Consider the following 23,364-nt stretch of genomic DNA (forward strand, 5'->3'; position numbering starts at 1 on the left):
GAACGACACGATTCATGGTTCGACGCAGCGGCCTTCACCCGCACCACCCCTGGCTCCCCTAGAAGCCAATATTCACTCAAGGCCCGCGACCCCGAGTCCAAGGGCATGGTCGAGCGGATGAACCAGTTCTTCCGCAGCCGCTTCATGTCTGGTCGCACGTTCACCTCGCCCGACGACTTCAACGAACAGCTCACCGACTGGCTGCCGATCGCGAACAACAGGCTCTCCCGGTCCCGCCGCGGCCGGCCCAACGACCTGGTCAGCATCGACCGGGCCGCGATGCGCGGGCTCCCACCGATGGCGCCGGAGGTTGTGTTCCGCAACAGCGTCCGGTTGCCCCGCGATTACTACGTTCGAGCGTTCAGCAACGACTACTCCGTCGACCCGAGCATGATCGGCCGGGTCGTGGACGTCACCGCGAGCCTGGACACCGTCTCCGTTCACCACGACGGGGTCCTCATCGCCGAGCACCGGCGGAAATGGGCGCGGCAGCTGACCGTGACCGACCCCGGACATGTTGCCCGAGCGGCCGAGCTCCGCGCCCAGTTCCAAGCCCAACGCGCCCGGCGGCCCGCCGTCACACCGGTCGTTGAAACGGCGTCGCTGGCCCGCTACGACGAGCTCTTCAGCGTTGACATCGACGCCGCGCCTGTAGTCTTGGCGGTCGCATCGTGATCGGTCCCGAAGCGGTCTCGCAGATCGAGTACTACTCCCGCGCGCTGCGGGCGCCGCGGATCAGTGAAGCGTTCCGCCGCCTGGGCGACCAGGCCCGCGACGCGGGCTGGTCCCACGAGGAGTACTTGGCCGCGGTGCTCTCCAAAGAAGTCGCCGAACGCGAAGCCTCCGGCGCCAACCTGCGGCACCAACCGTCGGCAGACCGGAACCTGATCGCGCACCTGGGCACGAGCGTGTTCCTGACCGAGGCGAAGAACGTCGTCCTGCTCGGCCCTCCCGGAACCGGGAAAACGCACCTCGCCGTCGGCATCGGCATCAAGGCCGCCAGAGCTGGCCACCGGGTCCTCCTCGACACCGCGACCGGCTGGGTCAGCCGCCTCCAAGACGCTCACTCCCGCGGCAAACTCCCCGCCGAACTGGCCCGGCTCCGCCGTTACAGCCTGCTCATCGTTGATGAAGTCGGCTACATCCCGTTTCGACCAAGACGCCGCGAACCTGTTCTTCCAACTCGTCTCGAGCCGATACGAACACGCATCGCTGGTCATGACGAGCAACGTGCCCATCGCTCGCTGGGGCGACGTCTTCGGCGACCTCACCATCGCCTCCGCGATGATCGACCGCATCGTCCACCACGCCGACGTCATCAGCCTCAAAGGCAACAGCTACCGGCTCAAGCAACACCAACCCGCCGCGACTACGGCACACTAGAACCACACGACGGTAGCCCTGTTTTCAGTTGGCAGAAGTGGCCCTGTTTTCAGTCGGCGTTAACACGCCGGCATGGACCGGTCCCTGCTCGCATAGCTGGGCACATGCCGCTACCTCGAGACCGCGATGAAAGTGCTCGTGGTCGGACCGCCCGGAGTGGGCAAAACACACATCGCTACGGGCCTCGGCGCCGCGACAGTGCAGGCCGATTTCTTGCACGTACTTCGCATCGGCCGCTGACGTCGTCGCGCGCTGGCTGCACTGCGCGCTGCCGTCGCCGTGATCGAGGGCACGTGGGGCACGATCTTGCAGTTCTTCGTCTGCCCAACGCTGCACGTGATTGACGAACTCCCGTACCTTCCGCTGCCCGCCGAGGCCGCCAGAACACTGTTCCTAGCCATCAACGTGCGCTACCCGAAATCGTCAATCGTGATCTCCACGAACCGGCCTGTCCGCGCTGGGGGCGAGAACCTCGGCGACACCACCGTCACCGCCGCAATGCTCGACCTGCTCGTGCACCGATCCGTCGTCCAAACCCTCGACGGCGGCCCAAAGCGACTCCGCAATCACGACGCCCAACCATCTAGCTTCGCCGCGTCACGGGTACGAACTTCCGCCCGAGACTTGGGAAGCTTGGATGCGCAGGACTAGGGAATTGCGCGGAGCGCCGTCACCTGCTGCATGGGAACAGACGGCCCCCGAGAGCCTGCAACTCGTGCCCAGGAGCGTTACTAGTCCTGAGCCATACCTTCACGGGTGCTCGTCCGTACGGTGGGTGGGGGCTCAACCGCACTAATAGCCACAACCGAGCCCTATCGTCTTCTCCCGAAGACTCCTATTCAGGTCCCATGCGCATTGCTCGCCTCGTGCACCCGCTGCCAAGCTGACCACCAGCTTGCGACAGCCATAGGGGCACCGCGCGACCGCCTGTTGAACTGCACCGCAGCCTCGGTGTGGTTCCAGCGATCCAACCGTGCGTGCTACACCACGCCTTGATCCGGTCAACCCGGCGGATCCCATTGCCATGCCTCAGCCCGCCACGCCTATAAGGTCTCGCGCGCCCTTTCTGGAACTACATCCTTTTTCCTGGCTGAGCCGAGCAGATGCGCGAATCGCTGGGACGGGGTCTCAATATAGGTCAGAAAGAGCCACGCTACACCGAAAGACACGGGGATGCAGGCAGCGATACTGACCGCTGGTGGAAGCTCAGATGTCGCAAACCGAAGGGCGAGAATGACTGGCTCGTGCACCAAGTAGAGGCTGAAGGATAGTTTGCCGAGCAGCTGAGCTGGTGATCGTTCAAGAGCCCATCTGAGAGGGTGCCAGAAAGCCCCAAGGAGTACGAGGAGCGCCACTCCAATGACTGAGATCCATATGAGAGAAACGGTCTCACGGTATGGTACGCCGAAAGCGGCCACTTCCCACCTGACGCAGGTGAGTAATATTGCGAAGAGCGCGAGGCCCGGGCCCGCCCACGCGCGTGCGAGAAGTCTAGAAAACGCCGCAGAGATCGAAGCCCACCTTGCGGCGAAGAGAGACCCCAGAGCGAACATTGGTAGGAACAGCAGTGCTTGATTTTCGGCCATGCAGCCGACCGCGATCGCAACCATTGTGATCGCCAGCTTGGGCCACCAGAATCGCCGTGCTCGGACGCTGAATAGCACGTAGGCAGGGAGGAGAAGAGAGAAGAGAACTTCCCACCGTAGCGACCACAGCGGGCTTATAACGCCGGACGTTCCGAATAGAAGCGTGATGTCTTTAAGCACTGAACGCATGTCGTAGTGGTCCGCGCGAGCAATCACCCAGGGTCCTAGCTCGGTGCCATTCGAGCGGCTCACCAGTACGATCGTCAGCGCTCCAAATGCAACTGCAGCCAGAACTGGGACATACAGTCGGACCAGGCGGCGCGGGTAGTAGGCCCGCCATGAGAAGTTGTTGCTTTTTAGCACTGGGAGGGTGAGTACAAGCCCACTGAGAATAAAGAAAAGGTAAACCGCCTCCGTGCCGGCCCACACGATATGAAGCGGCGTGTGAGTCATGAACCAGCCAAGAGACCATGTGGTCATGGGGGAGCCCTGCCCGTAATAGACCGCCGAAAGCATTGGAACCGTGAGTAGCGCATGATGCAGGAGGACGACGACTGCGGCCACGCCACGCATGCCATCGAGCGCGTGGTTGCGCCCACTTGCTCGTGGCCGCTCAGCTGCTTCGTGTTCCGCCATGTTTCCGATGTTAGTGGGACACCGAGGGTGGTACGTCCGCTGGAGCTCCGTTGTGCTGCGGACATCGTCTCAACAGCCGCAGAATAGCGAACCAGCACTGGTCGGTGCAGGCTGGGCCCATCCGATGCAGTAGATGTAGGGCGGGAGGCCTCATCAACGCGGCCGACCCATGTCGCACCGGCTCCCTGTCGAGAGTTGTTGCCGCTGTCAGACCGCAAAGCTTGCGGCTCCTGCCAGCGTTGCAAAGGGAACCACTCCCGCGCGCACTCAGTGCGCGGGAGCGGTTCCCCTCGAGTCAAGTTAAGGGCGGCCCATCCCTAGGTATGTCCACCCGGCAGAACGCCATGCGGCCGCGTCGAGAGCGTTGCGCCCATCAATGATGGTGGGGGTTTTTACCAAGGTCGCTGCCCACACTGGGTCGATGCTGACGAATTCGGGCCACTCGGTCACCAAAACGACCAGGTCGGCATCCCGCAGGGTGTCTTCGACACTGTTGCAGTACTTGAGCTGGGGGTGCTTCGCCTGGGCGTTCTCGATCGACTTGGGATCGCTTGCAAGTACATCGGCGCCGAGTCCGTGCAGTTGCACTGCCACGTCGAGGGCGGGGGAGTCCCGGACATCATCCGAGTGGGGCTTGAAGCTTAGTCCCAGCACTGCAACCTTCCCGTCGTGCAGACGGTCACCCAGGGTCTGCCTGGCCAGGTCCACAACGTGCGCACGTCGGCGCAGGTTGATCGCGTCGACCTCCTTGAGGAAGGCCACGGACTCGCCGCGGCCGAGTTCTTCGGCGCGTGCGGTGAACGCGCGGATGTCCTTGGGAAGGCAGCCGCCGCCGAAGCCGACTCCGGCGTTCAGGAACCGGCGGCCGATGCGGGCGTCGAAGCCGATCGCGTCGGCGAGCTGGGTGACGTCGGCGCCGGTGACCTCGGCGATTTCCGCCATCGCGTTGATAAAGCTGATCTTTGTGGCCAGGAACGCGTTCGCTGCGACCTTGACGAGCTCGGCCGTCGCGTAGTCGGTGACCACAAGCGGGGTTTCCGCCGCGATGGCGGCCGCGTAAACCTCGTTGAGTTGGGCGACGGAGCGTTCACCGGCGGCACCCGGCGCGACGCCGTAGACGAGGCGGTCAGGGCTGATGGTGTCCTGCACAGCGAAGCCCTCGCGGAGGAACTCAGGATTCCAGACCAGCGAGGCGCCGCTGCCGGAGTCCGTGATCAAATCGGCGAGCCGGGAGGCGGTGCCGACGGGCACTGTACTCTTACCCACGACGAGGTCGCCCTCGGCCAGGTGGGGGAGAAGTCCAGTGATAGCGGCATCCACGTAGGTGAGGTCGGCGGCGTGACTGCCGGCCTTCTGTGGTGTGCCCACACCAATGAAGTGCACCTTCGCGCCAGCGGCATCAGCAATGTCGGTGCTGAAGCGCAGCCGACCGGTGGCCGTGGCCTTGGTGAGGATTTCAGAGAGGCCCGGTTCGAAGAACGGGGGCTTTCCCTGGGCGAGTTGTGCGATCTTGTTGGCGTCGACGTCGATGCCGACGACGTCGTGACCGAGCTCCACCATGGCCGACGCGTGCACCGCCCCGAGATAGCCGCATCCGATTACCGATAGCTTCATGCGCTGTGTTCCATGGGACTAACACTATTGCCACCAACACAGCACTCACCAATCTGTCCCGTCCGGTACCGCCTAGTACAGGGTTACCAAGGAGCAGGCCGCTCGGCGCGAACCCATAATCGGAGTGGATCATCGTGTGTGCCGGGGGACTGGTCCGGCCAATTCGCCGTTCGGGGGGCAGTTGCGGGCACAGTAGGCTTGACGGATGGGGGGCACACCTTTGTCTAATGCAGCGACGACACCGCACCCGTCGAAGACCCTAGACGGCGGGTGGCTAACCACCTACCGCAACGACATTCAGGGTCTGCGGGGTGTAGCTGTCCTTTTGGTCCTACTGTTCCACGTCGGCCTCCCCTTCTTGCCGGGTCGGAATTTGTCAAGGTGGATGAGGCCAGCGTGAGTTTAGGCGGCTAGTTGCGGTTGGTGTTCTTGCTGTTGGGCGGGCTGGTTGATCCAGGCCGCGTCGGGGATGGTGAGGATCTTCGGGTCGAGGCTGGTGTTGAATCGTTCGGGGTTGCGGGCGCGGGCGGCGGCTAGGGTCGTCGCTCGTTCGAGGGCTTTGCCTGCCGCGAGGCCGTAGTGAACGTCAGCGGGTGTGTTCAGGCCGATGCCGGTGTGGCGGTGGGTGTGGTTGTAGCCCTCGACGAAAGCGTCCATGAACCGTCTGGCGTCGCCGAGGCTGCCGAAGCGTTCCGGGAATACCGGGGCGAATTTCAACGTCTTAAACCACGCCTCCGAATACGGATTGTCGTTGCTGACCCGGGGTCTGGAGTGCGACTTGGTGACCTCGAGATCCGACAGCAGCACGGCGACGGTCTTACTCGTCATTGACGTGCCCCGGTCCGCGTGGACGACCTGAGGGGTGCCGTGGATGGCGAAGGTCTCCGTCATCATTTCTGCGGCCAGGACCGCGGACTCAGATGCGTGGACTACGGCGCCGACGATGTAGCGGGAGAAAATATCGATCATCACGTAGCAGTCGTAGTACTTGCCTTTGATAGGGCCAGGCAGCTTCGTAATATCCCACGAGAACACGAGCCCGGGGCCGGTCGCGACCAGTTCCGGGATCGCCCGCGGCGGGTGGCGGGCCAAGCGGCGGCGTTCCTTGACCTGTGTGTTCTCGGCCAAGATCCGGTAGATCGTTGAGATCGACGCTAGATAGACGCCCTCGTCCAGCAGCTGCGCGTAGATCTGGATCGGCGGTAAGTCCACGAACCGGGGCGAGTTCACCACGGACAGGATCCGGGCCCGCTCCAGGACGCCCAGCTTGTTCATTGGCACCAACGCCGGCCCGGCAGCCGGGGTTCGCGGTGCCCGGGTTGCCGTCGCCCGCGGTATCCCCACCAACGTGGCAGCGGTGCGGGTCGAAATGCCCCCGCGGGTCAGTTCACGGTAGGTGGTCATCACGGTTTCGTCTGCGGTGTTTCGTCCCGCGAGCTCTTCGAAAGATTTTCGAGTAGCTCGTGCATTTTTGACATGATCTCCAACGCCACCTCCGACGTGGCCAGGCGCCGTTCGGACTGATCGAGCTGGCGGCGGAGCCTGGCGATCTCGGCCTGCTCTGGCGTGAGCCGGCCAATCTTCTCTCCGGCTTTCTTGCCCTGCAACACGCCCGCATCACGAAGCTTTCGCCACTCGGTGATCTGCGAGGAATAGATGCCCTGCTCCCGCAGATACGCCCCGCCCCCGTTCCGGGAGATCGCGTCCTCGTAAGCGGCCAAGTGCTCCAGCTTCTGCGCCGGCGTGAACGACCGTCGCGCGCTCGGGCCTCCCGCACGCGGGCCGGGACTGCTGTTCTTACTCATCGAACTATCGTCGCGCACGACGATCAAAGAAGGGCTGGACATGATCGGACTTCCTGGTTCTCGCCCTACGTCAAACGGCGGACTTGCTCTGAGCTGCTGGCCTCAACTCACCCTGACACGTAGGGGGTGGGCACATCGGACTCGACGTTTTCTTCGTGATCTCAGGATTCGTGATCACGGCTTCACTTCTCGGAGAGGTCCGCAGAACGGGCGATATTTCGCTTCCCAAGTTCTATGCACGGCGCGCGCTGCGAATCTTGCCTGCGGCCACGATCGTGCTCATGGCTGTGGGCGCGCTAACGATCTTGGTCCTGCCGCGGGTGCGGTGGCCAGACGTTGCCCTTGAGATCGCCGGCGGGGCCACCTTTGTCGTCAACTGGGCGTTCGCGAACAGTGGAGTTGGTTACCCCGACTTCGGCGATTCGTCCTCGCCTGTTCTGCACTTTTGGACTCTCGCCGTCGAGGGCCAGTTCTACCTGATTTGGCCGTTCGTGCTCTTAGGCGTCGTTGCTTTTTCGAAATGGCTTACTCGCGCCGGCGTCGGCAAGGTCCACGCACGAGCGAACGGTCGACGGGCAGGGTTGATCGTCCTGGCCGTGGCACTCTTGGTGATCCCGTCGTTGGCGTGGTCTGGCTTCTACACTCGCGTTAATCCTGACTCCGCGTATTTCGTCACAAGCACGCGGATGTGGGAACTCGGAGTGGGGGCATCCGTGGCGGTTTTCGCCACAACTCTTGTCAAGCTCCCGGCCGGGCTGAGGGCAGCCCTGGGATGGGTTGGCCTGGCAGCGATAGTCGGATCGGCCGTCGCATTTGATTCCGCGACCCGCCTTCCAGGGTATATCGCACTCATCCCCGTCTTGGGCGCCGCGGTGGTCTTGATGGCTGGTCTGGCGGGGTCGAACAGCAAAGGGCCGTGGGCGGTTCTTTCTCTGCGGCCCGTCAGGCGCATCGGCGACATTTCGTATGCGCTGTACTTGTGGCACTGGCCACTTGTTGTTTTCGGAACCCACCTTCTCGGCGCGTTGAGCTGGGCTGCGAGCCTGGGGATTCTTGCGCTTTCGTTTGTCTTGGCTTATCTGACATGGCGATTCGTTGAGCGGCCGCTGCTGCGGTCGCCGCGACTCGCCGCCTCTCCGGGCGGTTCGCTGCGGGTGGGCGGCACCTTTCTGATTGCGACGGCAGTGATGACAGTAGCCGTTCTCGTGATACCGGCTCCAGGGTCACCGGGAATCCCTGCCGGCGGTTCTGCTCTGGCCGCTAAGTCGGGGGCTGATGTTCTGCTGGCCGATCCCACGGCGGGCATAGCCCGCGACAGCGTCGACCCGTATCTCCCAACATCGGCCAAAGCCGCCGGGGACTATCCCGCGAATTACAAGGATGGCTGTCATCTGGGTCGGTATGAGTACGCGGTCGAGGCCTGCACGTACGGGGACCTGGATAGTGATTACGTGGTCGCGCTAGTTGGTGATTCGCACGCAGCCCAGTGGTTGCCGGCCTTGAACTCGATCGGACTCGCCAATGGATGGCGCATCGAGGCGTACACGAAAGCGAGATGTCCATTCGCGGACGTCAAGATCGGGACGGGCACGCGGTTCAACGGATCATGTGAGGCCTGGAACGAAGACATGATGGAAACCCTGACAGGCGAGGTCAGACCTGACCTCGTTGTCTCGAGCACAGGTACCTATCCGGTGGTTCAGGACGACACTGAGATGGAAGCGCTCACGACCGATGAGGCATTGGCTGCGGGCATGAGGCGCACGTGGGATCAATTGGCAGCCGGTGGTGTGAACGTGATTTCGATCGTGGATACTCCGACAGTGGGTTTGGACGTGCCCGAGTGTGTGTCGGAAAACCCGGCGGCGATGCTGACGTGCGCCGCAGACCGGGATCCGGCATTCGCCGGAATCGGACAAAAGGAAACCAGGGCGGCCTCGGGACTGCCGAACGTGTCAGTGGTGACCGTCAACGATTACATATGCCCGGAGTCGCTTTGTGCGCCGGTAATCGGAAATGTCTTCGTCTGGCGCGACACTCACCACATCACCGCCACGTACTCGAAAACTCTCGCAAATGTACTCGCCATCTCCATCCTGGCAACCCCGAGCTACAAGGAATCCTCCCATGGCTAGCAGGGGAGCGGTTCGATAATGCCGCCAGTGATCCAGCTCGTCCTCCCCCTCGCGATTTTCGCAGGCTCGGTCGTCGTGCTCTATCGGGTTCCGCGAGATTGGGCATCGTGGACCGGAGTGATTTCCGCAATCGTCATGGCTGTGCTCGTTCCCTCCTTCTCGACATCAGCGCCTGCGGCGGTCGTCACGATCATGTCGACCGTCGTAATGCTTGTTCTTGCTTTGTGGCGGGACCGAGGCGTCCTGGCGGGACTGAACGTGCCCCTTGTTCTGCTAATTTTCATCGGTTACTCGTCGGTATTCGGTGCCGCTCAGGCGCCCATAGCGCTCGTGCTGCAGTATCTCGCCACGGGCGCGCTCCTTATGCTTCTATCCCTCGCTGTCGTGGGCGCTGTAGTCAGGCGGGGACTCTCGCCGCTGCTTCCCACGTTCGGTATCGTCCTCGTCTTTCAGTTCGTCATCAGCTTCGGAGAAGAGTTTCTCGGGACAAAAGCGGTATGGCCCAGAGCCGATGGGACCGACAACATCACGCACCGCGTGAACGCCTTCCTTCCTTCGGTCATCGGCCGGGCAATGGGCTCCACCGCACACCCGATACCGCTGGGGATGTTGTTCGGGTTCTGCGTCGTCGTCTGCCTCTGGTTCGCGCTTCGGCGGCGCTCGCTTTTCTATCTCGCCCTGGGAGTGCTGGGGATCGTCGGTATGGCGCTGTCGGGCACACGGAGCGCTTTCGTTTCTCTGGCGGGGGCACTGCTCTTCTGGCTCGTGAGCGCATTCTGGCGTAAAAAAGCGGTCCTCATCCCGCTGATCGCCGCGCTTGTCATAGGCGTGCCCGCCGCAATTTTCTTTGTCTTCGCCAACCTGGGGAGCGGAGTCAGGAACTCGAGCTCGTTCGTTCATCGGATCGGCATCCTCGATACGGCAAGCAACCTCTTCAAGCGTGACCCACTCGAGGTGCTCTTCGGCACTGGGTTCAGCTCGATCGTGGGGCTCATCGAAGACGGTGTCATTCAGGGAGTCGACGGAATTGGCGTCGTAGACCAAGAATTCGTTCGTACCCTGGCCGGAACCGGTGTCATAGGTCTCTTACTGATGCTGGCAGTAATCGTCCTGGGTTTGATCCGCGGTAGCAAACTGCCGTCGCTCCTTGTCGTCTTCGTTGTCGTCGGGTTCGCGGCTTTCGACAGTCTGAGTTGGCGACTCATATTCACCCTATTCGTGGTGGCTGTCGCCTCCGTTTACGGGGTAGGTGCTGCGCGCAGGAACAATCGTGAGTCACACACCGGTCTCCGCACAGAAGACGAGCAGAAGCGCCGGAGACCGGGAGGAACTAAAGTGACTTCGGTGCCTCCTGCGTGAAAGGCCGTTTGCGCCAAGCGGCGGACGTGCCGCCCGGTTGCGTTTAGTGCCAGCATCAACTGGGCCAACAGAGCCACAACGCTTTCGACACATATATAAAGAGGACGAAGACCCATGATGTCCGCATACCCGGGAAAACGACGGAAAAGCTCTGCGAAGCGGACTCAGCCATTGCGCGCGGTCTATTTCTCGGTCCGCAATTCGGGCTACCCCCGCAACTCGCGAGTACGCCAATTCTTGGCCGAGGCCGGATATGAAATCATCGTCATACCCGCCGTCAAGGACGGACCAGCCTGGCGGAATATGAGCGACAACCTCCGCAGTCTGTGGAACACCAAGGGCACCTTCCAGCTCCTCGTCCTTTCGGAATTCTCGCTGAAGTACGCCGTTGGTACGTGGCTGATATCTCGCCTGCGGGGCGCAACTCATATGGTCGACGGGTTCGTGGGCATGTACGAAAGCGAGATCGAAGACAGGAAGAACGCATCGCCGCGGACCCTCGCTGCACTGCTCTACAAACTCGGTGATCGACTTGCCTTGCTCACCGCTGACATCTATCTGATCGACACGGATGTCCGGCGAGACCGTTTGAAGGGTCACGCTCGACGCGGCACAAGTATGATAACCCTGCCCGTCGGTGCTCCCGCGTGGGCCCGACCGACCACGACGCGTGATCCTGGCGGCGACATTCGGGTGCTGTACTACGGCAACTACATACCTCTGCACGGCGTCGAGTACGCGGTGGAGGCGGTGGCAGGGATGCCAGCGGATAGTCGGGTCCGTATGACACTGGTGGGGGATATCTCCCGCGCTCCAGACCTCCGTTCCAGGATCTCGGAGGGATCTCCATCCGACCGCTTCCGGGTCGTCGGTGAGGTGCCGGAACAGGAGCTTGCCGAGATCATCGCGAGGCACGATGTGGTGCTGGGCATCTTCGGCACATCCCCCAAAGCTTCGTCGGTCATCGCGAACAAAGTGTGGCAGGGTCTAGCCTCGGGCAAAGTTGTGATCACCCGAGAAAGTGCCGCGTTGAGAGAGATTTCCGAACTAATCGGTGACCAACTGATCCTGGTTGAAGGAGCATCGGCCGCCGCTATTCGCAGAAGCATAGAGTCCGTGCGGATTCCCGAGGGTGCTGCCACTAACGTTGCGGCGCAGGTTCTAGAGGAATACACCGCTCTGCGCTACCACGAGTTGACGACTGAGCTGCGCAAGCGCCATGGCGAGGGGCTGGAGGCCTCGTGATCCACGTGACGCGGGGGTTCCGACAATGAGGCGTGCTCGGAGCCGCTCACTCAAGATCTTGGGTTTCATCGTGGTGCCCATGCTCGGTGCCATAAGCCCGCTGATTGCCCTTCCGGCGATCACCGCCAACTTCGGTGCCGTAGCGTGGGGTGCCATCGCCATCGGACAGTCAATCGGCATGGCATGCGCCGTGGTGGTGGAGCTCGGCTGGTCGTTGAACGGACCCCAACGCGTTGCGCGGTCGAGTCCGAAGAACAGAAATCAAACCCTGGCGGCAGCGTTGCTGACGAAGGCGCTGATCTTCATGCCGATGGCACTGATCGCTTTTGTCGCCGCGTATATGCTCGCCCCGACGTTCAAGATCGAGGCTGCCGTCGTTGCGATGGGCAGCGCGGCCGTAGGTATGTCGTCGACGTGGTACTTCATCGGGACTCGGAGGCCCGGCTGGATACTGACGATTGAATCGCTACCCAAGCTCGTTGCGGTCGGGTTGGCTGCATTGGCGATGTCTCTGGGTGCTCCGCTCTATTCATACGCGTTGGCCGTGCTGGCTCCGTCACTGCTGGCTCCGTGGCTGACGGTTCTGGCCACACGCCTGCGGTTAAGCGACTTCCGGAGATATCGGCCTTCCCGAGTTCTGCGAGTCATCCAGTTTCAGTCACTGGCTCTGTCTGCGCGAGCGGTCAGCGCCGTTTACATAGCGCTGCCAATCACCCTTGTCGGTATCGCGGCGCCGGCAGCCGTTCCTGTTTTCGCTGCAGCCGAACGGCTCCAGCGGATGGCGCTGACCCTGCTCCAGTCGATTCCGAACTTCATGCAGGGGTGGGTCGGCAGCGCAAACTCAGCGAGCGCGCGCCTCGATCGGGCCAGGAAAGCCATCGTGATCAACGCTGCGTTCGGTGTCGTGTCGGGCCTGGTCTTCGCCCTGGCTGCACCACGAGTGGCGCACATAGTCTTCTCCGGTGTAATCGAGATACCCCTCGAACTAAGCAGCCTGTCCGGGGTGCTGATCTTCATCGTCTGCACCTCGCGCGCGACCGGCAACATCGCGTTGGTAGCGCTGAACAAGGTTCGCGTAATCATGATCAGCGCCATGGCGGGGGCGCTTGTCGGCGTGCCGGCGATCTTCTTGCTTTCGGCCCGGTACGGTCCGGAGGGTGCGCTGATCGGCGAACTCATCGCCGAAGGAACGGTGCTAGTCATTCAATTAGTGGTAACGCTTCGAGCCCGACGACCCCCCGCAGTCAATCTCGCGGTCTCCTGAGTCGCAGCGCGGGCCTTTCTCGCCCTGCCGACTGGCGCACACCATCGGCATCGAGAAAGGCCCTCGTCGGCTGTGGGCGCAGCAGGCCCGCTCCAGCGCCCGCAGGCCGCCCTTGACTACTGCAAGTCGCTGAGCGCCCCGTCCAGGTACGCAGGGTGGCCGTCAAGCTCAACCGTGACCCGGCCGTCTATCGGGGTCAACGTGGTGATGGCTCCGAACTGGTCCGTTCGTGTCACGGGTTTCGCCGCCGCGTACGTCACCGTTGTGGGGGTCGGAGACCAGGCCACCCGAGTCGCGGAAGATCCCTCGCCGAAAGCGTAGGAGTGAACTCCCGGGATTCCCGTCACGTCGCGGGCTGTGAAGGCCTTGCCAGACACCTTGCGGATGAGCACGGCCTGCGACACGGCCGACGGCTTCGGCGCGAATGCCGGGACGGTCTCGGATCTTTGGCGGACAAGACCGAAGTTGCCTTCGTGATCAGCGGGATCGGTCTTGTCGTTGACCAGGTTGTACCAGTAGAACTTCTCTACGTTGTTCGCAAGAGAGATCGTTTGTGCCCGTACGACGTTGTCAGCCTGGTCCTGCTCCGAGTAGCCGGCGGTTGACCATCCGAGCTCGGTTATCCAAATCGGCTTGGTGACGCCGCCGTTGTACTGTTTGATCCGCTCGTTCGCCTGCTGCAGACTTGCCTCGAGAAACTCCGGACCGGACTGGGGCGAATAGTCGTAGGGGTGGAAGGAGATCGCGTCGAGGTACTGCAAGCCTCCGGCCTGGTAGAGGCCCTCGAGCCAAGCATCATCGTGACGGGCAATTGCCGGGCCGATGACTTTGGTGTCGGGATGCTGTGCCTTGACTGCCTCGTATGCTGATTTGAGCATCGGGAGATAGCACTCGGGGGTAAGCCCGCAAGCTCCCTTGTTCATGCGCACCTGATTGAACTCGTTATAGATTTCAACCGACGGTACATCGAAGTGAGAAACCATCTCGGTGGTGTAAGCGCTATAGGCGGCGAGGCCCGTCGGACTGCTTGGGGTGACTCCACCGTCATAGAGCGGATTGTGATAGTCGCTGATCGGGAGGAAATCCAGGCCCTCGTTGGTGTACCGCTTGATCTTATTGTCGGTTTCCACGGGGAATGTGTACTGACCCGGGGTCTTTTCCACGGCATTCCACTTAGCGTCCGTGCGCACACTGGAGAAGCCGATCTCGGCCGCGACTCGTTCCGGATTGGCGTATGCGGGCGTCAGGTGAATGCCCACGCCGAAACGCTCATCGGTGGCTGAGACACCCTTTTCGATCGGTGCGAGGATCGCGAGCGAAGACTGGAGTCGGTCGTTCGAGTTCTCGGCGTTCGCGATGTCGATTGAGTAGTAGCCCCCGGCCAGGTCCTGCAGGGAGATGACTCCGAGTCCCGGTTGCAGGTCGACAGCGCCGTCCGCAACCACCGCACCGGCGTGATCCGTGACCGTCCAGGTGGCGTTGGGGATTCTCCAGGACACGCCAAGCGCGGCTTCTCCGGTGGTCAAGAGCAGTGAGGTGTTGGTGATTTGCGGGTTGGGCGCGTCGAACCCTTCGAACGACGGGTTGGCGAGCAAGTTGTCGCTCGCTCCCGCCGCGGTCATGGAAATGTTGTCGATGCGAGTCTCGGCGGTCGGGCCGACCGAAAGGACGCTGACGGGAAGACTGGTTTCGTCGGCTGCGGTCTGGTATGTCCAGGTCTTCTCAGACCATTTGGTCGAGGCCTTGGGGAAGTCGAAACGGCCTTGGGCGGCAGCGCCCATGATAACTGCGACGCCCGGTGCATCGTCGATTTCGGCGGTGTTCTTGATCGAAGCCTTGAAAGTGTAGGTAGTGGAAGGAATGACGGGCACAGTCTGGCTGAGAGCACGGCGCGTGGGGTTTTCCGCCGGGTTAGTGCTGTCCAGCCGCAAAGCGATACTTCCATCTGGCGCATCACCCGCCTCAGCGGTGAAGGTGGAGGCTGTGTCTGTTTCGTTGTCCTGGCTCCATCCGTCGAAAGACGCAGCCACGTCGGCGGTAGGCGGGGCGACCGGTTCTGGAGTGGGTGTGGGTGTCGGAGTAGGGGTCGGCGTCCGGGTCGGTTCGGCAGTCACCGCAGGAGGGCTTGGTACAGCGCTATTCGATCCCGTCGACCGGGGGAGGAGGGCGACCACGGTCACACCCGCTACTAGGGCGGCCACCAGGACTGCCGCGGTGATGATTCGCCACCGCGGCTGATCGCGGAACTTTTTGAGGATGTTCATGAATCTCCTGAGGTTGGTGCGCGGGCGAAGAAATGATGAGCGCCGGCGAAAAAAGCAGCCGCTGCGCGAGGAGGTCTAGACGAGTGATTCGTGTTCGACCCAGGCGCGCAGCGTGGAACGGAACACCGACTGGTCGAATTGCCAGGCGCGGTCGATGCAGTCCTGAGGACGCAAGGTGGCGGCGAGGGCGACGGCTTCTCGGCCGGCCTGCCCGTCGAAATCACCGAGGTGCACGCCTGTGACGCCGTCGACCACGGACTCGGCAGCGCCGCCGATGTTGCGGGCAATCACGGGCGTGCCCGTGGCCATGGCCTCGACGGGCATGATCCCGAAGTCCTCAATCGCCGGGAACACGTACGCCAGAGCGCGCCGGTAGAGGGCGCTCAACAGGGCACGGGACGGCTTGAGAACGAATGTCACCTGGCCGGGGTGCTGGTCGGCCAGCGCTTGCAGGTCAGGCTGAGACGGCCCGTCCCCGGCGAGCACCACCGCGGTATCCGACGCAACGCCGAGGGCGATGACTAGGTCGAGGCGCTTGTACGGAATGAACCTCGACGCGCCGAGCAAGAACGTGCTCGGCAGGGCGGCCAAGATCTGCTCTTCTTCGGCGGTCAGCCTGGGTGTGGGATCGTCGGCGAAAGCCTTCACATCGACGGGCGGGTAGATGACCACGCTGTCTCGGTGCCAAGAATCCTGGATGCGTGTGCGCACGAACTCGCTGTTCGCTGCGATAGCCCGAGCCTCCTGAGCGCGGGTGCGGTCCAGGTGCTGGAGCGGTTTCCTCGCCGCTTTCGCCAACACGTTGTTGCCGCGGGCATCCAGCTCGGGGGTCCAAATGTAGCGGGCTGGAGTGTGCGCGTACACCAGTTTCGGCGCCACCCTGGCGGGCCCGGAGAAGCGCGCGTGGTGCGAAAACAAGTGGGAGCTGCAGAGGATCCAGTCGGCGTCGTTGTCGCCGAGGTGTCGCCAGGTGAGCGGCATGAACGGCAGGGCGAGCGCTTTGGACTTGCGGAGCGGAGTGCGGGCTAGCCAGGTTTCGGCGACGTGGATGTCGGCGAATCGTTGCGGGGCATCGTTCCAGAGGGACTGCACCTGCGCGTCGGGGAAGGTTGCGACGATCTCCTCAACGACATTCTCAGATCCGCCGCGTTTGGCCAACCATTCATGCACGACGATGCCTGCCATGTGATGCTCCCCCGGGAGTAATGCGGATACCTTGTCGAATAAGGAACCATCAAATCCACCATACGTTACCGAACCGACATCCTTATCCGCGCCGGAGCATGAAGCGGCATGTTGTCAGTGTCGCCACCTACTATGGCGGGATGGATCAGAGAACGATGACGGACAAAGGCCCACCCAAGAGCCGCATGCGGCAGCAACTGGGATTGACCCTTGTGCTCGCCTACGGGTCCATAGTGTTGTTGGCGACAATGTGGCCCACTCCGCTGGATCAGGGATACGCAGCGTCGATCAACCGGGTGCTGGACGTGCTCCACCGCAACGGCGTACCCGAGTGGTTCGGTTACAACAAGCTCGAGGCGTCCGCGAATATCCTGATGTTCGTCCCCCTGGGGTTCTTAGTCAGCATGCTGCTCCCCGTGCGAGTGTGGTGGTTGGCACTGATCATCTGCCCAGGCTTGTCGGTTGCCATCGAGCTCACCCAAGCGTTCGCGCTCAGTGCGCGCTTTGCGACAGTCTCCGATGTCATCGCGAATTCAACTGGCGCCATCATCGGCGCTGTGCTGGCGGTAATACTGCGAGCAGCGATCTACCAGCGTGATGAGAAGATCATCGCCCGGCGCATCTGGGAGCTCGGCCTCAGCAGGTAGCCGTACCTACTGGCAGTCGCCCCGCTCGACCGTCTTATCGGTCTTGTTGATCATCGGAGTGCCGCGCACTTCCAACCGGCCATAGTCGCCAGGCCCGCCCTGGAACGAAGCGGTGACGGTGCTCGTGTCACCCGGTTCGAGGTACACCGTGAACTTGGCCACAGGTCGCCCGAGGTCGACGGCACTGGAATTGATCTCGGTTGACTCGCCCTCGACATCCACCGTGGCAGAGACCAGAGTCGCACCGACCGGCCCGTAGACGAACACTTCGGTTCGGAACGCGTCGCCCAGGGTGTTGCTCTTGACGTAGTCGGGGAGATCGTCTTGCTGGTTGTCGGTTAGGTCGGACGTCAACTTCGTCGACGTCGTGAATGTGGGCGAGTCCGGTACAGAGCAGATGTCCGTGATCGTTTTCGTCGCGGTCTTCAGGTAGTAGTCGATCTTCGATGCCGAAGTGTCCCGATAGAACACACCCATGACAGTTTCGTCAGCATTGTCCTTCGGTAGGGAACCCTGCAAACGGGACGTGTCCAATAGAGCCTGTTCCGTGGGATCGGCGAACCACGCCATGATGCTGCCCTGGTTCACTCCCTTGCTGACGGCCGTTGCCATTTCTGCGAAGTTGAAATCACCGGTGAGCACCTTGGTCAGGATCGCACTAGCGGCTTCGGAGAAGAAGGCGTCGACCAGTTCCGGTTCTTCGTAGCTGTCCCAACGGAAGTAAACCTCGTTGAGCAACAAACGGACCGCATTGTCGCTGGACAACACGTCGCCGGTGCTGAGAGTGATGGGGCCGGTGGCGTTCAGCATGTAGCTCAGAGCCAGCGGATCCACCGAAATCACACCGTCGACCGCCATGTCACGGTCGCGCTGGAAGTACGCGCTGATGATCTGACCTGCGGTTGGAAAGTCGGGCCGGCTGGTCGACGTGTTCGAGTGCGTGACAAGGTAACTCGAATAGAGGTCAATTGCACTTTGGTCCACGGCAACATCGACGGGGTTGCGGTTGAGGAAGTCGGCGCTACTGGCCTGGTCGGTGATGGCGACATTGCCGCGGTCGGCAGTCAGAACGCTGAAGGACGCCGCGCTTCCGCCCAGTGCTGTGCTTTCAGCGTTGTTCTGGAAAGCCAGGACATAATTGCGTGCTCTGTCCTGGCCCAGGGCGGTATTCGCCATGGTGATGAGGGGTGCGGCCTGAATCGCCGTTTCGTTCGCGGGAACCAGAACGTCTTCAATCTTCTCAACGGCGGACTGAACCGGGCCAACCGTGCTCCCGTCCTCGATGCGCCCGAGCTTGTCGAGGGAGTCCGCGAAGACGGTTTGCGCCGAGGCGACGATCGTTTTGGCTTCTTCAAGGGGAGCGAGGTCGAACCCGCCAGTTTCCGGGTCGCGAGCGTCCAAGTCGAGGTTGCTCGCGACCGACACTGCGGGTGCGGCGACCTCGCGAACGATGTCGTCAATGCTCTCTGCGACGTAGCGAACAGCAGTCAGGTTGGCGCCTGCGATCGGAACGAATTCGGCGATGCGCCAGGTCAGGTCGTGTGTTCCGTTCGCAGCGCTGGATGACTTCTGCTCCAGCTGCTTACTCGTCGCGGACATGGCGGTGAAGTCGCCGCTCTCGAGGTCCGTTTGCAGCTGTGACACCAGCTCTTGGGACGTTTCCAAGTCAGTCTTGACGACAAGAACGCGAGTCGCCAGCCAAGTCACCGACGCAAGAACAACAATTCCGGTGATTGCAAGTCCTACCTTGAGGCGCTGCTTGGAACTGAACTGGCGGCGTTCATGGCGGGCCACGGCGCGGGAGGAACCCTCAGGCGCGCGGCGAGATGCTCGTGAATTCACAGGTCCACACTAGACGAGCGAACCTGGGCGAAGGCGGATGGGGAGTTCAGCATGCGTGCTTGTGCCGCCTATAAGGGATGCTGCCGATCGCTCGGAGTTCTGCATAGGTGCGTTCATGTGGAACTATGTGGAGGCGTATCTAATTTGCATCGACACACCAGCGGCGCAGGGTACGGCGAATTCTGGGGAGAACTATGGCTGTGGGCGACACTCGTACTGCGGGGGTGCTTCGACGACGGTCGTGGCAGCGCGCCTTCGCAACTCGGCTCTTCACGAGCGACATTCTGGTCATCCTGGTTGCTGTCTTCGGTTCGCAGTTGATCTGGTTCGGAACAGCAACAGTCCCGCTCTCAGCGCGAGGGCTATACAACCTCGGCTTGAGTTACACAGCAGTCTCCATCGTGCTGGTCGTTGCCTGGATGGTCATGCTGGACGTATTCGCCACACGAGATCACAAGGTGATCGGCAGCGGGACCCTCGAGTACAAACGGGTCGCCGACGCGACGATCCGTCTCTTTGGGCTATTCGCGATTATTGCCTTCCTGTTCAAAATCGAAGTTGCCCGCGGGTACTTCCTACTGGCGTTGCCGCTCGGTTTGATCCTGCTGATCGCGACACGCTGGCGCTGGCGGCAGTGGCTGCGCAAGCGTCAGGCCCGGGGCTACTACCTGTCCCGCGCATTACTCCTGGGCGAGCGGCTGAAGTCCGCTCACGTGGCCGCCACCATCACCCGCACCGCGGGGACAGGCCTCAAGCTGGTGGGCGCGCTGACCCGCGAGGGCACGGTATCGAAGGGACCCGTCCACGGGGTTCCGGTTGTGGGCGACTACGACAGCCTTCTCTCCGCTGTCGACGAGACCAACGCCGACACCGTGATCCTCACCGGCGCCGATGAGATCAACCCCGAAGACATGCGCCGCGTCGGCTGGGAACTCGAAGCCCGCGACGTGGAGCTGATCGTGGCACCGGCACTTACCGACATTGCCGGACCCCGCATCCATTCCCGGCCTGTGGCCGGCCTGCCCTTGATCCACGTGAGCTATCCGGCTTTTGAAGGTGTGAAGCGGGTCACCAAGCGCACTTTCGATATTCTCGGCTCCGCGTTCCTGATTCTCATTAGCTCGCCAGGGCTTATTTGGGTAGCGGTCATGGTGAAGCGGTCGAGCCCGGGGGACATCGTCTACCGCCAGGAACGCATCGGCCGGCACGGACGCACCTTCGGCATGTACAAGTTCCGCTCGATGGTGCAGGACGCCGACGACCAGCTCGAGAGCCTGCTCGACGCTCAGGGCACGTCGGACACCCCGCTGTTCAAGGTCACCAACGACCCGCGCATCACACCGATCGGCAAGATCCTGCGCAAGTACTCCATCGACGAGTTGCCGCAGCTGTTCAACGTTCTGTTCGGTGAGATGAGCCTGGTGGGCCCCCGTCCGCAGCGCGCCGCCGAAGTGGCCCTCTACGACGATGCCGCCCACCGCCGCCTCATCATGAAACCGGGCATGAGCGGACTGTGGCAGGTCAGTGGACGGTCGAATCTCAGCTGGGACGACAGCATCCGTCTCGACCTGTACTACGTCGAGAACTGGTCGCTAACCACTGACATTCTCATTCTTTGGCGAACTGTGCGCGCCGTGGTCACCCCGGAAGGTGCCGTCTAGCCCTGCCGCGGGCCCCAAGAACGGCCAGCTGTCATCGCCGACAGTCGGACGACCTCATGAATTCGAGTCAGCGACGAAAGCTGCACGCTCAGGATCATCCCCGTGGAGACCAGGAAGTGCCCTTGCGATTGCCCGAGAGCTGTCGGTGGTCGGGTGTCAGAGGTCAAGAACTTCGAGCCAGGGCACACACGCCACCCTCCTCTCCTTGAGTAATCTGGTCGGCACTGGAGGAGTAAATGGCCGAGCAACGTCTGCTTCGACTTCGCCATACATCGATGGATGAACGACACGAGCGCGACGTAAAACCCGTGCCAATCCCTTAACCGAACGGGCCGTGGTGCCTGGTGGAGTGATGCAGGCTAGACCACGCACGGCGATGGTTCATCGGGGCGCGCATCGAGCGGTCCAAGGCACCCAAGGTGACCGGCGGTGTCTGAGACTCACGAGGTCGCAGAACCTTGTACGAAAGCCAGACCTGTGCACGCTCGGGCAAGTGAGTCACCCGATCAACCGCTTCGGTCAGTACAGCGAGCTCGGCATGACCGGGCTGGTACTAGAGTGCCCGCCGGGCAGTGCCCGATCAGTGCTGCTCGATGGCGGCCTGTAGCTTACTCCCGAGGATGGGGCTCAAAGTCTGGGCGAAGGTGTAGGTCAGGTGGTTGTCGTCGAAGTAGACCACAAGGTCACCCGTAACTGCGTGACAGGTTGCATCAGTGCAGAGGAACTCGGTCATGTCGACTAGAGGCGCACCGGAGAGCCTTGCGGCCTCCTCCATGAAGTCAGGCTCGGAGCCTGGCTTCCACGAGCAGGGGTCTTCCCTGGCCTGACTGGTCTCGACACACTCAGGCGCGTCGACACCAACTGGCATGCCTGGTACGTCGCGGATGGACACGACCGTTTTGCCCGATGACATGATCAGCTGCCACTCGGACGCAGCTTGTGTCGCCGTGACGGCTTTCGTCTTGGACCGGTTGCTGAAGGCAACGACATCGACATCAGTACGTTCGGCCATTTCTGCGCGGACTGACTCGCCCCATTCGATGCACTCCTGGGCCTTCTTTTCTTGCGCGTTCGAGGGGCTCATCTGCTCGGCCTCCCGAGTCTCAAGCCCGCTGCAGCCCGACTTGGTGAGTGGTAGGACGCGCCATTGGTGCGACTCGGCATAGGTGACCAGCGGATCAACGAGGTGCTCAGCGTGCGAATCCCCGATCAGAGCGATGGTGAGAACCGGGTCGGTAAGGTCACCGCGTTCGCACGAACCCATGGGCGCGCCGGTCGCTCTCTTAGCGCACGGGGCGGTTTCGGCCACGCCGGAGTTCCAGTAGACGTCCTTGGCCGCGAAGCCGGCATCCAGCGCGTCGGTGACAGCGTGGGGGGATTCGCACGCGTTGGCCAGGTCCATGGCGGATGCGCCGAGGCAGCCGTCTCCCTGTTCGATAGCGGATGCGAGTTCAGCGGTGAATTGCTGCCGATCCCCGTCGATGCGCAGGGTCGTGAACGCGGTGATACCGACCAGGATCGCCGTGCCGGCCGCCAGAAAGACGAAGGCCGGTGCACGTCCGCGCACTCGAGCCGGAGCGCGCAATACCGGATCCTCGATGAGGTACTTGGTGGCTGCGGCGAGCAGGATCGTGACCAGGAGCAGGACAACGCGCGACCTGAAGGTGAGGTCCGCGCCGAACACGAACGGAAACAGTACGATCATCGGCCAATGCCAGAGGTACACCGCGTAGGAGACGTCACCGAAGAATTGGATCGGCGCGAACCGGAAGACATGAGTCGTGGACCACTGGGAATCGCTCTCACCGGCCCAGATCACCAGCGCGGCGCCCAGGACGGGTACCAGCGCTAGTGCGCCAGGAAACTGTGTGCCGGCATCGAACAAGAACGCTGATCCAACGATTGCAGCAACTCCAAGCCAACTTACGGCTCTGCGCACCAGCGCCGACGCGACTGTTGACGTAACGAAAACGAGGAGGCCCCCAACAGCGAATTCCCAGGCCCGGGTCGGCGTGATGAAATATGCCGATGACTGACTGCGGGCGGTCTCGTAAATAGAGAACACAAGTGACAGACCGAAAACGACGAGGAGGGCGACGGCAATCAGATGCCGGTTCGAGGATGAGGCCCGGTCTCTGCGAACCTTGGCGGCAACCCACACCGTCCCGACTATGAGTAGCGGCCAGACGATGTAGAACTGTTCCTCGACCGAGAGCGACCAGTAGTGCTGCACAATGGACGGCTTGTTGTCTGCGGCGAGGTAGTCGACGGAATCACCGGCAAGCACCCAGTTCTGCAGATAGATGGCGCTCGCGCCAATCTCGAAGAGCGCCTGCTCAAACAGCGACTTCGGCAGGAACACGAATGCCGCCGCCAGGGAAGCACCGAGAACAGTGAATGCGGCAGGGAGGAGACGCCGTACCCGCCGGGCCCAGAACTTCGAAAGTGAAACGGTTCCTGTGCGCTCGACCTCACTGAGAAGGTGCGCGGTTATCAGGAACCCAGAGATGACGAAGAAGACATCCACGCCGACATAGCCGCCGGTGATCCGACCGGGCCAAAGGTGGTACACCACGACCAGAATTACAGCGAGGGCTCTAAGCCCCTGAATATCAACACGTTTAGCCCTCACTGCGGAAGCTTAGCGGGCTGCCGTGGCACTCAAAGACCCGTGGTTTCCCTCGCAGCCCAGGTCTCGACAAGCTCGACCTTCGGGTGGGGACGGGGTCTCGACAAGC

Annotated in this window: 14 protein-coding genes and 2 pseudogenes; 9 read left to right on the forward strand and 7 right to left on the reverse strand. The window is 62.1% G+C overall.

Annotated elements, in window-relative coordinates:
• The 3 genes and pseudogenes from K2F54_RS13415 to K2F54_RS13425 form a co-directional block, all read left to right on the forward strand.
• Window positions 1–675, forward strand: a 675-nt coding sequence (locus K2F54_RS13415; RefSeq protein WP_431193894.1) for a Mu transposase domain-containing protein, incomplete at its 5' end; no start/stop codon positions are given.
• Window positions 669–1,383, forward strand: a pseudogene (istB, locus tag K2F54_RS13420) (IS21-like element helper ATPase IstB). The gene K2F54_RS13415 and the pseudogene istB, both read left to right, overlap by 7 nt.
• Window positions 1,384–1,509: 126 nt before the next feature.
• Window positions 1,510–2,034, forward strand: a pseudogene (locus tag K2F54_RS13425) (ATP-binding protein).
• A gap of 392 nt (window positions 2,035–2,426) precedes the next feature.
• Here K2F54_RS13425 and K2F54_RS13430 read toward each other — a convergent pair.
• From K2F54_RS13430 to K2F54_RS13440, 3 genes are all read right to left on the reverse strand, one after another.
• Window positions 2,427–3,605 carry an acyltransferase family protein gene (locus K2F54_RS13430; protein ID WP_220606376.1) on the reverse strand — a complete coding sequence of 393 codons (1,179 nt, stop codon included), beginning with the start codon at window positions 3,603–3,605 and terminating at the stop codon, window positions 2,427–2,429.
• A 300-nt stretch (window positions 3,606–3,905) separates the two neighbouring features.
• Entirely contained in the window at window positions 3,906–5,219 is a 1,314-nt protein-coding gene (locus K2F54_RS13435; protein WP_220606377.1) for a UDP-glucose dehydrogenase family protein, read from the reverse strand.
• Between the two features lie 402 nt (window positions 5,220–5,621).
• Window positions 5,622–7,024, reverse strand: a protein-coding gene (locus K2F54_RS13440; protein WP_220606378.1) for an IS3 family transposase whose coding sequence is annotated in 2 segments (ribosomal slippage) — window positions 5,622–6,694 and window positions 6,694–7,024 — 1,404 coding nt in all. Because the reading frame shifts where the segments join, the coding sequence is not laid out codon by codon here.
• A 134-nt stretch (window positions 7,025–7,158) separates the two neighbouring features.
• Between K2F54_RS13440 and K2F54_RS19585 the strand changes: the two genes are divergently transcribed.
• The 4 genes from K2F54_RS19585 to K2F54_RS13460 all read left to right on the forward strand — a co-directional run bounded on the left by K2F54_RS19585 (window position 7,159) and on the right by K2F54_RS13460 (window position 13,027).
• Complete coding sequence (locus K2F54_RS19585) at window positions 7,159–9,159, forward strand: acyltransferase family protein (RefSeq protein ID WP_308287663.1); 2,001 nt, start codon at window positions 7,159–7,161, stop codon at window positions 9,157–9,159.
• A gap of 27 nt (window positions 9,160–9,186) precedes the next feature.
• Window positions 9,187–10,518, forward strand: a complete 1,332-nt coding sequence (locus tag K2F54_RS19590; protein ID WP_220606380.1) for an O-antigen ligase family protein — start codon at window positions 9,187–9,189, stop codon at window positions 10,516–10,518.
• Between the two features lie 303 nt (window positions 10,519–10,821).
• On the forward strand, window positions 10,822–11,763 hold the full coding sequence (locus K2F54_RS13455) for a glycosyltransferase (protein ID WP_220606381.1): 942 nt from the start codon (window positions 10,822–10,824) through the stop codon (window positions 11,761–11,763).
• 58 nt (window positions 11,764–11,821) lie between these two features.
• The gene (locus K2F54_RS13460; protein ID WP_220606382.1) at window positions 11,822–13,027 is read left to right on the forward strand and encodes a lipopolysaccharide biosynthesis protein; all 1,206 of its coding nucleotides are present in this window, start codon (window positions 11,822–11,824) and stop codon (window positions 13,025–13,027) included.
• A 116-nt stretch (window positions 13,028–13,143) separates the two neighbouring features.
• Here K2F54_RS13460 and K2F54_RS13465 read toward each other — a convergent pair whose 3' ends face one another.
• Both K2F54_RS13465 and K2F54_RS13470 read right to left on the reverse strand, forming a co-directional pair.
• Entirely contained in the window at window positions 13,144–15,291 is a 2,148-nt protein-coding gene (locus tag K2F54_RS13465; RefSeq protein WP_220606383.1) for a glycosyl hydrolase, read from the reverse strand.
• 75 nt (window positions 15,292–15,366) lie between these two features.
• The gene (locus K2F54_RS13470; protein ID WP_220606384.1) at window positions 15,367–16,476 is read right to left on the reverse strand and encodes a glycosyltransferase; all 1,110 of its coding nucleotides are present in this window, start codon (window positions 16,474–16,476) and stop codon (window positions 15,367–15,369) included.
• Window positions 16,477–16,616: 140 nt separating this feature from the next.
• Here K2F54_RS13470 and K2F54_RS13475 point away from each other — a divergent pair, with 140 nt between their 5' ends.
• Window positions 16,617–17,123 carry a VanZ family protein gene (locus K2F54_RS13475; RefSeq protein WP_220606385.1) on the forward strand — a complete coding sequence of 169 codons (507 nt, stop codon included), beginning with the start codon at window positions 16,617–16,619 and terminating at the stop codon, window positions 17,121–17,123.
• Between the two features lie 6 nt (window positions 17,124–17,129).
• On the opposite strand, the gene K2F54_RS13480 is transcribed toward K2F54_RS13475, so the two are convergent.
• Complete coding sequence (locus K2F54_RS13480) at window positions 17,130–18,917, reverse strand: DUF4012 domain-containing protein (protein WP_220606386.1); 1,788 nt, start codon at window positions 18,915–18,917, stop codon at window positions 17,130–17,132.
• 242 nt (window positions 18,918–19,159) lie between these two features.
• On the opposite strand from K2F54_RS13480, the gene K2F54_RS13485 reads away from it, so the two are divergent.
• Window positions 19,160–20,626 carry a sugar transferase gene (locus tag K2F54_RS13485; RefSeq protein ID WP_220606387.1) on the forward strand — a complete coding sequence of 489 codons (1,467 nt, stop codon included), beginning with the start codon at window positions 19,160–19,162 and terminating at the stop codon, window positions 20,624–20,626.
• A gap of 580 nt (window positions 20,627–21,206) precedes the next feature.
• Here the strand turns inward: K2F54_RS13485 and K2F54_RS19595 are convergent.
• Window positions 21,207–23,258, reverse strand: coding sequence for an acyltransferase family protein (locus K2F54_RS19595; RefSeq protein ID WP_220606388.1), 2,052 nt, complete (start codon window positions 23,256–23,258; stop codon window positions 21,207–21,209).
• Between the last annotated feature and the right edge of the window lie 106 nt (window positions 23,259–23,364).

Source organism: Cryobacterium inferilacus (assembly GCF_019599185.1).
In the GTDB taxonomy this organism is placed as follows: Bacteria; Actinomycetota; Actinomycetes; order Actinomycetales; family Microbacteriaceae; genus Cryobacterium; species Cryobacterium inferilacus.